Below are 13,555 nucleotides of genomic sequence, written 5' to 3'. Positions count from 1 at the left end.
AATGAACACGTTTACCGATTTCATTAAACACGTTTACCGGATTCGATTAACGTGTTTAGCCAAAACAACTAAAACACTAATAATCAAACAACTACATATTTTTATCCTAAAAAGCACCTAAAAAGGCAGATTTCTTTATTAGGAAACATTCACAGGTGTGGGTGTTAAAATTTACAGCTATTAACTCGAAAAGAGCCCATCAAACGGACTGAGAAAAATTTTTATCCGAATTTGAGATTTCTTCATATCTGAATGATTATCAAAATATTATCCCAAAACAAACAAGAGGAATGAGCTGAAATCATTCCGGATAAAGTTCTACAATGAAGATTTTCTTCAATCCGTTTTTATATAAAAACTCCCACCCCGAAAGCAGACTTTTATACCCCAAGAGAGTAGAAAGTCGGCACGATCAAAAAGCGGATACAACGCTTCTGGAAAACTCAAAATCAAAATCCGCCATACAGCTTCATGCTCCAATCCAAAGCATTTAGCACCCTATTTCTCTGTCTATCAACGCCTCATGAGCATATTTCGATAGAGACAAAAAGCGAGAAGATATGAGGGAAAATCCCGCTGCTGCTCCGATTTTTTTGCTATCTTTGTTTGGATTAAGAGCTTACGACAAACTTTTATGTCAGAACAGAGACAGCAACCAATATCCTCTCCCGACAATAACGAAGAAGCAGACCGCAAAGACCCATCTTTGCAGGAAGAGCCGCAGATCTCTCCCAAAAAGAAGAAAAGACGGCTATGGCTTCGCCTGCTACTGTGGATTGTGGGCATCTTAATCGCTTTGCCATTCCTGCTGTCCGCTCTTTTCTACATCCCCGGAGTGCAGCAGTTTGCCGCACGAGTGGCATCCGAACAGCTCTCTCCCCTATTGGGAGTGGATCTCAGTATAGGAAAGTTCCGAATCAAATTCCCTGCAAAAGTCCATCTATCGGATGTCTTCGCAGTAGATCCGGAGCAGAAAGATACGCTTGCCTCGCTCAAACGGATAGATGTAGAGATCCCCATCCCTCTGCTTCTGAGTGGAGATATTCCGATCTCTATTTTGGAGCTGGACTCTCTGCGCATTCATATGCCGATAGTGGATAGCGTACTCCGAATAGACGGATACGTGCATCAGCTTAGAGGGAGCGGACTGAAGATAAGGCTTAAAGATCAACGCATACACCTTAGAGACTTGGATCTGAATGGTGCAGACCTTTACCTCTCACTGGGAGAGATGAAAGAGAATCAGCCCAAAGACTCCGTCCCAAACAACTGGATGATTACGGCTAAAGACATAGGCATACAAGATGTTCGTTACAGCATGAGTATGGGTAGCGATACCGTTTTCTTCTCCACTTGTGTAGATAGAGCTGTCATACGAGGAATAGCTGCGGATGTAGGAAAGATGTCTTATTTTGTGCAGTATGCCCGCATAAAAGGCGGAGTGGATGTCCTTCAGCCGGTAGAAGATGTGGAGTTCCTGGCTCTTCCGTGGGAGATAGACGTGAGAGGGTACGATATCTATTACGATACGTTGAACGTCAAAGGCAATATCGCAAAAGGGCACTTCAAGTGTGCCGATCTTTGGGAAATGAAAGATCTGAAAGCGACACTTGATATAGACGAGAGACAAGCCAACGTAAAAGACCTTGAGATACGGCTAAAAAAGAGCTTCATAACGGCAAATGCTTCCGTTCCGATGCACAAATGGATGCCGGACTCCGTCGGGGAGGTTGCTCTTAATCTTTTCGGCGAAATCTATCCGGAAGATGCGGCATTCCTGCTTCCTAAAAGCTTTTCTTTGCCTGAAAATCCGATAACAATAGAAGTAGATGCGACAGGAGAGATCGAGGAAAGAGTGAAGTTCAACGGTAAGGTGGAAGCCAAAGAGGTGGTATCTCTGCTGATGAACGGCTCTGCACAGCTCCCTCTGAACGAGAAGCGTCGAAGTGGCAACGTCCGATTGGAAGCGCAAACGAAGTCCGGTCTCATGGAGTATCTGGACAAGATGGGGCTGACAAGCGACAGATGGACCATACCAAGCGATATATTCCTGTTTGCCGATGCCTCTTACCGCAACAATCTTATAGATCTCACAACCCGACTCGAAACGCCAAGAGGCTCTCTCGAAGCAGCCGGGAAGTATGGCTTGAAGTCGGAACGCTTTGAGCTTGAAACCCAAACGAACAGACTGTCGGTACAGCAATTTTTACCGAAAGACACCATTGGCGACTTACAGGCACACATCAAAATAGAGGGGCGAGGCAAAGATCCGTTCTCCCCGAAAACATTTGCACGCCTGGAGATGTCTCTCGACACTCTCACCTATAACCACAAGAGTCTGGGCAATATCGTAATGGTCTCTCAGCTCGAACAGCAGCAGCTCTTTGCGGCACTGAACTCGGAAGCGGAGGGCGTTACGCTGATGGGACAGCTGGATGCCCGGTTGGCGAAAGAGGATATAGATGCCTCTCTCCGCCTTGAGGTGGATACCATAGTGCCGTCCCTGATAGGTCTCGGATCCGGACCGGTATTGGGCTCTACCTTCAAGCTCCTCGCCGCCGTCCGTACAGATACAAAGCAGAAGTATGATATAGAGGGAAAAATCGTGGACTGCGTCATAGAGACGGATAGAAAGATCATAAGACCGACCAACTTGGATCTTGTTGCTCGAAGCAGTGCTGAAAGTCTGATGGCGAAAGTCAATTCGGGCGACCTCGTGCTATCGTTCAACTCCAAGAACGGACTGAATGACTTTCTGAATCGCATAAAGAGTGTGAGCAAGGAGATCTCTCTGTTTACGACAGATACCACGAACAACTACTCCATAAGTCACTGGATAGAGCACTATCCGGATGCGAATATCTCTTTCTCCATGGGGCGTAACAATCCTATACGTTCCTATCTGGACGAACACAGATATGGTTGGAAGAGTACCACGCTTGATATTCGCACCTCTCCCGACAGCGGACTTTCCGGAGAGTTTTATCTGAATGGCTTCCAAAAGGACACATTCAGAATAGACGAAATGGACTTAACCATATTCCAAGATACCACTATGTTTTATGCCGTAGGGGCTGTTCACAAACAGAAGTTCAGGAATCAGGATCCTTTTGAAGCGTTTGTGAACCTTACGACCAATATGAAACATGCCGAGCTTTTCGCCAATCTGAAAGATAAAGAATCGAAGGACCTGCTCCTGCTGGGCGTGCGTGCAAAGTGGAACAGAGAGGATATTACTTTCGCGCTAACACCGGATCCTCCCGTGCTGGTGTACAATAAGTTCCTGAACGATGGAAAAAGCTACGTGAAGATACCGCTGAAGCCGGACAAGAATATAGAGGCGCACGTCCTGCTCAAAGCATCAGATGATCCGGAGAGTAAGATTCTTCTCGACACGAAATACGTGAGAGACGAATATGTTATGAACGCTTTGGTACAGAAGTTTGACCTTAAACGGATTCAGAATTTAGGAGTCGTTCCGAACATGGATGGTATCTTGAATGCAGACTTACGCTGGATCAAAGGATCGGATGGAGACAAATACATTGCCCAAGCATCATTGGATAAGTTCCACTTCCAAAAGAATAAAGTGGGAGATATAGCGGTTATGGGAGTATATGAGCCGGTAAGCGGAGGTTCTTATGCCGCAATGGATGTACAGCTGGATGGCGTCAATGCCGCAACGGGAGAGGCATTCATCTCTAAAAACAAGGGGATAGATCCGGTTTGGAGATTGGTTGTGAATAAGTTCCCAATGTCTAAAGCGAATCCGTTCTTGCCGGACGACCTGGTCTCTCTTGCCGGAAATGTGGATGCAGAACTCTCGAATGCTTCAGGAAATGGAGACATCAAACAGATGAAACCGACCAAGATGCAGGGTTATCTTTCCATCAAGGATGGCAGCGTGTACTCTGCTGCTCTGAACAACAGATACGGCATAGACTCGAAGCCGATCCGGATAGACAACGATAAGATTCGCTTGGACAGGTTCACTATTCAGACTCTCAACAATACTTCACTCATGTTGAATGGTTCTGTCGAACTGACCGGAGACAACGAGCTAAAACTGAACCTGCGAGGAAATGATGTACTGCTCGTAGACTCCAAGCGCACCCAACAGACTCTTTTATATGGTCGCCTCGGCGTGAGTACGGATATAAGTCTCTCCGGTCCTGCTTCTACAATGAAGGTGAGAGGTGCTCTCTCAATCAATGGAAACACGAACCTCACCTATATTCTAAAGGACTCCAAACTCTCGAAAAGAAATCGCTTTGATGGTCTTATAGAGTTTACGGAATTTAGAGACACTCTCTTTACGGCAAAGAAAACAGATGTGGATACACTCTCACTGGGAGGATTGGATGTAACGCTCGCTCTTCACGTAGATCCGGCAGTATCTTTGGGTGCGGAGATTACCGCAGATGGCAGTAATGCCGTGCAGGTACAAGGGGGAGGAGATCTCAACTTCAGATACCCACCATACGGGCAGATGTCTCTAAGCGGTACATACAACTTCAACGATGGATTTATTGCCATAAACCAAGCACCTATCATCTCGAAGAAGTTCAAGGTGGATAGAGGAAACTATATCTCTTGGAGTGGCGATGTGATGAATCCGTTTATCAACTTTAAGGCTACGGAACGGATCTCTTCGACAGTGGCTCTGCCGGGTGAACCGAAAAGGAAGGTCAACTTTGATGTCAGCGTCATGGCAAAGAACAGAGTGAATGATCTTGCCCTTCTTTTCACTCTGGATGCTCCGGAAGATCTTACTCTGAGAAACAACATAGCCGCCATGACGGACGAAGAAAAGTCTCGCCAGGCTCTGATGCTCCTGTCTCTCGGTACTTACTTAGGCTCTACGCAGGCAGGTGCTTCCGGTTTTGATGTGAACAGTACGCTGATGTCTCTTGTAACAAAAGAGTTCAATGCTTTGGTGGGAGATCTTATCAATGCGGATATAAACTTAGGAATAGAGCAAGATGCCGAAGGAAAAAGAGGAACAAACTACTCCTACTCGATTGCAAAGAAGTTTTACAACGATCGTATAACGCTTCAGATCGGTGGACAGGTAGAAACAGCCAATCCGAACAAGAGTGCCAACCAAAGTTTTATAGACAACATATCGTTGGATTATAGGTTGGATCAGGCAGGTACTCACTATCTTCGTCTTTTCCACAAAAAAGACTATGAAAACATATTGGACGGTGAAGTCATCGAGACCGGAGCCGGCTATGTTTTGAGAAGAAGGCTTTACAGACTGAAAGATCTCTTCAACTTCAAGACCAAGCCAATACTCTTGAAGACACAGGAAGAGCCTGTAACGCCCGCACCTAAAGCAATAGAAGAATCGAAAGATGAGAAGAAACAATAGACATCATAGCCTTAACGCCTTTCTGTCCATCGCTGTAATCTTTTTGGTTGCAGCCTGCTCTGCGAGCAAATATGTCCCGGAGGGAGAGATTTTCTACCTTGGGATGGAGAAAATAAAGGTGGAAGATAAAGATAAGACATACCCAAGACACTCTTCCCGAGCAATGGAAGAAGTAGAAAATGCTCTTAAAAAAGCACCTAACGGAAGCCTTTTCGGACACACGAAGCTAAGGTTGCCGTTTACCTATGGTTTCTATTTCAATGAAAAGATAGGTAACGAAAGTAACACTTTCACACGTTGGTTGGAGAAGACTCTATCCTCCAAACCTATCTTTGTTTCTAATGTCAATCCGTCCGGACGTTCCACCATCGCTCAGCAAATCCTACAAGAGTATGGCTATTTTCATTCATCCGTAAGTCATAATCTTATCTACAATAAAGATTCTCTGCAGGCTCTTGTCCAGTATTACGTTTCACAAGGAGCTCCTCACGTGATAGATAGTGTAGAGTACGATATTGACATTGTTACTCCGGACAGTTTGGATCTATTTTCTGCCCCGATCTCTTTGATTAAGAAAAAGCGTCCTTTCAGCATTTCAACTCTTGAAGCAGAACGAGACAGAATAGCCGGACTGTTGCAAAATCAGGGCTACTACTATTTCAGACCGGACAATATCATCTATCAGGCAGATACAACCTTGCGAGAAAAAGGTGTTCATCTGAAGGTCAATCTCTCTAATAAAGCAGATCCGAGAGCGTATCAGCCCTGGTATATAGGGAATATCAGTTATAATGTGTACGATAGTGAGCGATCTCCTCTAACGGACAGCTTGATGCTGGACGGCGTACTTTTCCGCTTCAATAAGAAGATCCCCGTAAGAGCAGGAGTGCTTAGAAGTAAGATCCGATTCATAAAAGATAAGCTGTACAATGCTTCTTATCAGAATCGCACGGTACAATCTTTGGCTACACTGAACACGTTCTCTTTCTCCGATGTAAACTACACACCTTCGGACTCTATACCGAACAAGCTCAACGTTACAATATCTTCCCAAGTGGATCTTCCCTATTATGCAGAGCTTGAAACGGTATTCAAAAGTAAAAGTAACAATCAGTTAGGTCCGGGACTATCCTTGACTCTCAACAAAAAGAATCTCTTTAGAGGAGGTGAACTTCTCTCTATGCAGGTGGGCACCAACTACGAATGGGAGACCAGAAAAAGCAATCTGCCCGGCAGTTCGTGGGATATCAACAGCTACGGCATATCCGTTAACTCCTCCCTCACATTCCCTCGCATCATGCTGCCGTTCCTGCCTAAGAGATTTCAAAAGATACCTGCAACGACCTCTTTTTCCATCACCGGAGGATTTCTGAACCGCTCATCTTTTTACAGACTGGGGCAGTTTTCCGGTCGCATTGCCTACAATATCGAACCGCAGAGAGGTGTACGCCATACCATTATCCCTATCAGAGTAACCTACAATTCTCTGTTGCGCACAACGGCTAAATTCGATTCGATCATCTCTGCCAACCCGGTTCTTGCACTATCTTTCCAAGACCAGTTTATCCCGGTTATAGGATACACTTTCGGATATGAGCAGATAGACGGAGACTCTCCTCATACATTCTCCATAGAGGCATCCGTTTCGGAGGCAGGAAATATCCTCAGCACCATCTATGCGCTGCGAGGAGAACCTTTCACCAAACAGAAGACATTTATCAACAATCCGTTTGCGCAGTTTGTCAAAGGCTCTTTGGAGATGCGATATGCATACAGCTGGAACAGCAGAGAAAAGCTTGCAACCAGACTCTTTGCCGGGGCTATATACAGCTACGGAAATATGTTGGTGGCACCTTATACAGAACAGTTTTACTCCGGTGGTGCCAATAGTATCAGGGCTTTTAATGTCCGCACGATAGGTCCGGGCTCATATCGTCCCACCGAATACAGCATCTACAACTTCATGGATCGTACCGGAGACATCCGTCTTGAAGGAAATATCGAATATCGGAGAAAGCTCTTCGGAAGTCTTGAGCTTGCAACATTCATAGATGCCGGTAATATCTGGCTGATGCGAGAAGATCAAAGCCGACCGGGAGGAGTGCTCACCGGAAAGTCTTTCTTCAAAGACCTCGCTTTGGGAACAGGTTTAGGCATAAGATACGACCTCTCTTATCTGGTCATCAGATTCGATACCGGAGTGGCTCTCCATGCTCCTTATTCTACCGGGATCAATGGATACTTCAACACTTTCGGGAAGAAGATCTGGAAAGATGCTTTCTCGTTCCACCTCGCCATCGGCTATCCATTCTAAATATCTTACTCTACATGAACGACCAGAAGCTCAAACAGCGACAGACCGCCCGACTCACCTCTCGGCAGATACAGCTCATGCAGATGATCGGACTCTCCAATGTCGAGGTTGAAGATCGGATACAGAGCGAATTGGAAATCAATCCGGCATTGGAAGAAGGAGTGGAAGAGGATGACGATACAAGAAAAGAGAGCGACAACGAAGAGCTCGAACCGATCTCTCAAGATGAAATCATACTCGGCGACTACGCTTCCATAGATGATGTCCCCGAATATAAGCTCCGGCAGGTAGAGCAACATCGCACGCCGCGAGAAGAGATCCCTTTCACGGAAGGAAGCTCTCTGCAAGACCATCTGCTCTCTCAGCTCTCCCTGACATCACTCTCCGGCGAAGAGGTGGAAGTGGCTCGCTACATTGTCGGAAGCCTTGATAACGATGGTTATCTGCGGCGAGATCTTCTGTCCATACAAGACGATCTTGCCATACGGATGGGTATAAACACAGATTTGGAGACCATAGAACATGTTCTAAGCGTTATACAAACGCTCGATCCTCCCGGTATTGGAGCAGAAGATCTCCGTCACTGTCTGCTGTTACAGCTGGAAAGAAGAGAAGAAACAACCGCCGTAGCAATAGCCAAAAAGATTCTTGAACAGATGTTTGTGCCGTTTTCCAACAGACATTACGACAAGATCATCTCTCGTCTGCATCTTACGGATGAAGAGCTGAGAGAAGCCATTCGAGTGATCACACACCTCAATCCCAAACCCGGACTCGACTTTAATACCCGTCTTGAAGAGACATTCTTTACCGTTGTACCCGACTTTATCGTGGAAGAACACGATGATGAGTTTACGGTATCCCTCAATAATGACGGGATTGCACCGGTGCGTGTCAATACAACATTCACTCAACAGATGAGCGAATACAGCGGAGACATCAGACGCATTCCGCAGCAGAAAAAAGAGGTTGCCCGGTTTGTGAAACAGAAGATAGACGATGCACGTTGGTTCGTAGAAGCTCTCCGCCAGCGTCAGAAGACACTTCTTTTTACAATGCAGGCGATAGTGGAGATGCAGAAAGAGTATTTCATCATGGGAGATGTAGCCTATCTCAAGCCGCTCATCCTTCAAGATGTTGCCGATGCAACAGGTCTTGACGTCTCCACGATCTCCAGAGTAACAAGCACGAAATATGTTCAGACCCCTTTCGGAACCTTTCCGCTAAAACACTTCTTCTCGGAAGGAACAATGACCGATGCCGGAGAAGAGATTTCGACCAGACATGTAAAGGAACTTTTGGCAGAGCTGATAGAGCAGGAAGACAAGAGCTCTCCACTCTCCGATGAAGCTATGGTGGCGCAGCTGAAAGAGAAAGGACTGAATGTTGCTCGCCGTACCGTAGCCAAGTATAGAGAACAATTAGGAATACCGGTGGCAAGACTTCGTAAAGAGATATAATTTTGTATCTTTGAAGAGCTGAACAAAGCAGAACAAATATTCACTATAACAATAAAAACCAATATCATTAGAATTATGAACTTTCCAGAAAATCTAAAGTACACAAAAGATCACGAGTGGATCCGCTTAGAGGGTGATGTAGCCTTCATTGGTATAACAGACTTCGCTCAAAGCGAGCTTGGAGAAATCGTCTTTGTAGATGTAACCACCGTGGGAGACGAGCTTGAAGCAGAAGAGACATTCGGTTCTATCGAAGCGGTAAAGACTGTATCCGATCTTTTCTTGCCTGTTGCAGGAGAAGTGCTCGAAGCTAACGAAACTCTCGAAGATACTCCTGAGTTGGTCAACTCGGATCCATACGGAGAAGGCTGGATAGTAAAAGTAAAAGTTGCTAACCCTGCCGATGTAGATGCTCTCCTTTCAGCAGCAGACTATAAGGCTCTAATCGGTAAATGATGACCCCTCGTGTAAGCATAATCATGGGTAGCACTTCAGACCTGCCCATGATGAAGAAAGCAGCCGATCTCTTGGAAGAGATGCAGGTGCCCTTTGAGATACAAGCGCTAAGCGCACACCGCACACCGCAAGAGGTAGAAAAGTTTGCTACCGAATGCGAAGATAGAGGTGTACAAGTCATCATTGCAGCAGCAGGGATGGCAGCTCACCTTTGTGGCGTGATCGCTTCCATGACTCCTCTTCCCGTAATCGGTGTTCCTATCAGCGCATCTCTTCAAGGGCTCGATGCCCTTCTTGCCATTGTACAGATGCCTCCCGGCATTCCCGTTGCAACGGTTGGAATAGATGCTTCTCTCAATGCCGCTCTTTTGGCAGTGCAGATCTTGTCTGTGGGAGATCCGGAGTTGCGCGCTCGCTTCAAGGCTTACAAGAGGAATCTCAAGAATAAGATAGTGGAAGCCAACAAGCAGCTATCGGAGCTGAAGTATCTGCATAAAACCAACTGATACCCGGCTCGACAAACAAGAGTTTGTTATTGAACAATAAAAGGGAGAAGATCCGCATCGGATTTTCTCCCTTTATCTTTATACTTATTTGAGCTCTTTTCTTCGGGTCGGTGTAGAAGAACCGGCGACATAAGGTTGAAACTTCCAGTTTTTTGCAGTGGCTATGCTCACATCAGAGGTAGCATAACCATCATTATCTACAGCTTCGATAATGCCCATCTCCTTTCCCTCCCTATTGGGTAGAGCTTCATATACGGCATTCAATGCCGAAGCATCCATTTTGTTTTCCTGCATTGTAAGATAGCTCAACTGGGAAGAAGGGTCTCTACTCAGTTTTAGAGACTTCAATTTATTATTCTGGCAAGGCAAATCGGCGATATTAGGACAAGAGCTGACATCCAGTGTCTCCAGTTCATTACTCTGACACCAGAAACGGGACAACGCTTTACAGTCTCGCACATCCAAGACTGAAAGTTTATTTTCATCGCAATAAAGCTCCTGCAGAGCAACACATTTCTCTACTTTCAAAGAGGTCAGGAGGTTATTATGACATTCAAGAAGTCTCAGACTCTCATGGTTACTTGCATCCAATTCCGTCAGACTGTTATCTCCGCAATAGAGTTCTTTCAAAGAGAGACATACGGAAAGGTCCAGAGAAGAGAGCATATTCTTGTTGCACCACAGGGTATTCAATGCTTTGCAATCCTTGATATTCAAAAAAGATATGCTGTTTTCAAAGCAGTAAAGCTTCCTTAAAGCGGTGCAGCCTTCCAGATCCAAAGAAGAGAGTTTGTTGCCATCGCACCTTATCCTTTCAAGTGAACTATACCCTTTTACATCCAAAGAGGAGAGTTTATTTCCATGGCAAGAGAGGTTTTGAAGTCTTTTATTTTCAACTATATTCAGCTCCTCAAGCTCATTTTTCGAGCATCCCAGCACGCGCAGATCCTTGCATTCGCTCACATCCAGAGCCTTAATCCCGTTATTGGAGCACCACAGAACGTTCAATTCCTTACACATACTGATGTCCAAAGAGGAGATTGCATTGTCTTCACAATCCAGATACTTTAATCTCTTACAGAGGCTTAAATCCAAAGTGCTAAGATTATTTTCGTAAAAAGATAGCATCTCCAGACTCTCTCTTCCGTTCACGACCAACTCCTGAAGCTTGTTTCCGGAACACTCCAAAGCTGTAACAGGACCATAAATGGTGATTTTTGAAGAAGAAAAACGATACTCTTTATACTCATCGTTATTAAAGTCGTTGTTAAAATCAGCCCAAACAATATCATTTTCTCCTTCGTCCAAAAGCCCGTTACCATTCAGGTCTATCCATATCTTGGATCTGTTCTCTTCTTTCGCAGCCAAAAGCAGACGAATGGTCTGCCCCGTCTCTTTGGCGGTTACCATTGTAATAAATGGAGTATCGGTCGGGATTACATCTCGTCCTTTCATTTGTAGAGAGCGTCCTGTCCATTCTGCTAGCACTCTGTACGCCTTACCCGGTTCCATCCCGATGGCTTTTGCCGGTTTTGAATTTTCCGAATAGATGTCTTCTTCACTGTCTGCGGACTTAACCCGGAGAAGCATGACCGGCAAACTTTTCTCAAGAGGATAAAACCACGAAGCAAACAGCCCCTCTTCTCCGGGCGCGATATTTGTGACCTTTTTCGGGGTGATAATACTTTTACCCCCATCGGACTCTATAACTTTATCTTCAAAAAGATCGTAATGATAATATCTGTCGCCCATCGGCATATATCTCCATTCAGCTCCTCCAACTCCGGAAAGATGGCAGGAAGAGATATTCAACTCCTTATCGGATCCGTTACGAAGGCGGACGTACTCTATCGTGCCAAAAACGGAAAACTCCGCCCGCACCTCTTGTTTACCATCAGAGAGACTGACAACAGACATAACCGGGACAGACACATCCTCCAACTTCATCCCCACAATGGGTGTTATATCCATCATTATCCGTCCATCCTTCACGCTTATGCCCTCTCCCGGAAAAGATGAAAAAGCATAAAGCGTATAAGGCTTTCCTGCATCAATGGTGTTGGGAAGCTTCACTTCAAAAGTTGCACTCTTATTGTCAGAAGAAATATTCTCCAAAGGAGTTTTGATGAGCTCACTTAGAACATCTTCCTGCTTGAATAAAAGGGTCAACTCCTCCCCTCTCCTCCAACGAAGCAAGAGTTTATTGCCCTCGGTATTCTCTCCCGCTTCCGCTCTTAAAGCCGGTTCTTCGGGCATCTCGACCAAAACCTTGATGATTCTCTCCTCGTTTCCCTTTATTTCTTGAAGATCTCCTTTCCGGCAACCGCTAAGGGCAAGCAGAGCTATTAACAAGGAGATAGAGAAATGTAGTCTTTTCATAAACAAAGTGTTTTTATTGTAGTCAGATCGTTATCCGGACTCTCTTATTCTATTTTTCACAATCCGGACAGCTTTTTGCAAAGGTATAAATATTCGATAAAAGGATATAAATATTTCTTTATAAAGATTCAAATCTTTGTCTGAACGAATATAATATATAAGATCAAGCCTTGATTTCGGCAAGTCGTGCTTTGACTCCTGCAAATCAAGTGCTGATTTTCACAAAACAGCCCCCGGTTCGTAAAACATAATACGATTAAAGCCTTTTTACAACCCGATAAAACGAAGAAGTAAAAAGGCTTAAAAGATTTATTTTACACCAAACGACGAAAAAGAAAAGGAGCTACGACAATACTACAACTGCGACCTTATCTTTGCAGCTTTCTCTTCCCTCTCGAAAGAATAGGTTTGACTCTGTTTCGTGATCAGTTCGTACAAGAAAAGAGCTTTGCCTAAATAGAGCTTGGAAGCGTGTGGCTCCTCTCGGCTTCCGATTTCGGCTAAAATATCCGCCAGACTCTCCTGATTGTGAAAATCCAACCCCTCAAAGCCCTTTAAGTATTCGATGCTCTCCGATTCGTCTAAAAGCAAAAACTCATCCACATCGAAGTTCATCTCTTTCTTCAACATATCTTTCGACATCACCACTTCCGTCCCAATCGTGGTAGCCGTCCGATCTTTGCCCCCAAACAGATAGCCCCATATCGCTCTCATAATAACGCCGATCTTCTCAATCTCTCTCTTGATAAAATCCCTCTCTTCCATACCCTATAGCATTTAAGGTTTACTACTCTCTTAAAGTTATAAAGAATGGAAAGAAGAGACAAATCTAAGGCTATAAACAAGAAAAGAGCCTTTCTGCACTCGGCAAAAAGGCTCCCTTTATATCAGCATATTGGACAAAACAAGATGTACGCAGAACTTCTGTAACCTCTATCTTATATCCTGCATAAATAATACGCAGAACTTCTCGTAATACTTCGCTCCAGAAAGGAGGTGTTCCAGCCGCACCTTCCGGTACGGCTACCTTGTTACGACTTAGCCCCAGTTACCGGTATTACCCTAG

General features: G+C 45.0%; 7 protein-coding genes and 1 rRNA gene. 5 read left to right on the top strand and 3 right to left on the bottom strand.

The genetic code is table 11. The features are described 5' to 3' along the window. The first annotated feature begins 634 nt into the window (after window positions 1-634). The 5 genes from HQ43_RS02690 to purE all read left to right on the top strand — a co-directional run bounded on the left by HQ43_RS02690 (window position 635) and on the right by purE (window position 10,110). A complete protein-coding gene (locus HQ43_RS02690) occupies window positions 635-5,374 on the top strand; it encodes a translocation/assembly module TamB domain-containing protein (protein ID WP_036789351.1) in 4,740 nt (1,579 codons plus the stop codon). Beyond that, a complete protein-coding gene (tamL, locus tag HQ43_RS02685) occupies window positions 5,358-7,688 on the top strand; it encodes a translocation and assembly module lipoprotein TamL (protein WP_036789349.1) in 2,331 nt (776 codons plus the stop codon). The genes HQ43_RS02690 and tamL overlap by 17 nt, the downstream gene beginning before the upstream one ends. Before the next feature lie 14 nt (window positions 7,689-7,702). After that, window positions 7,703-9,148, top strand: coding sequence for an RNA polymerase factor sigma-54 (rpoN, locus tag HQ43_RS02680; RefSeq protein ID WP_036789347.1), 1,446 nt, complete (start codon window positions 7,703-7,705; stop codon window positions 9,146-9,148). Window positions 9,149-9,223: 75 nt separating this feature from the next. Beyond that, window positions 9,224-9,604 carry a glycine cleavage system protein GcvH gene (gcvH, locus tag HQ43_RS02675; RefSeq protein ID WP_036789344.1) on the top strand — a complete coding sequence of 127 codons (381 nt, stop codon included), beginning with the start codon at window positions 9,224-9,226 and terminating at the stop codon, window positions 9,602-9,604. Next, on the top strand, window positions 9,604-10,110 hold the full coding sequence (gene purE, locus HQ43_RS02670; RefSeq protein WP_036789340.1) for a 5-(carboxyamino)imidazole ribonucleotide mutase: 507 nt from the start codon (window positions 9,604-9,606) through the stop codon (window positions 10,108-10,110). Before gcvH ends, purE begins: the two co-directional genes overlap by 1 nt. Window positions 10,111-10,194: 84 nt before the next feature. Here purE and HQ43_RS02665 read toward each other — a convergent pair whose 3' ends face one another. The 3 genes from HQ43_RS02665 to HQ43_RS02655 all read right to left on the bottom strand — a co-directional run. Beyond that, the gene (locus HQ43_RS02665; RefSeq protein ID WP_036789336.1) at window positions 10,195-12,489 is read right to left on the bottom strand and encodes a leucine-rich repeat domain-containing protein; all 2,295 of its coding nucleotides are present in this window, start codon (window positions 12,487-12,489) and stop codon (window positions 10,195-10,197) included. Window positions 12,490-12,843: 354 nt separating this feature from the next. Continuing rightward, on the bottom strand, window positions 12,844-13,254 hold the full coding sequence (locus HQ43_RS02660; protein WP_036789334.1) for a hypothetical protein: 411 nt from the start codon (window positions 13,252-13,254) through the stop codon (window positions 12,844-12,846). A gap of 224 nt (window positions 13,255-13,478) precedes the next feature. Next, window positions 13,479-13,555 (bottom strand): 16S ribosomal RNA (locus HQ43_RS02655); the annotation flags it as partial.

This window comes from Porphyromonas canoris, from assembly GCF_000769115.1.
GTDB classification, from domain to species: Bacteria; Bacteroidota; Bacteroidia; order Bacteroidales; family Porphyromonadaceae; genus Porphyromonas_A; species Porphyromonas_A canoris.
The sequence above is the reverse complement of the archived record's forward strand: the minus strand, read 5'-3'. Positions and strand labels throughout refer to the sequence as shown.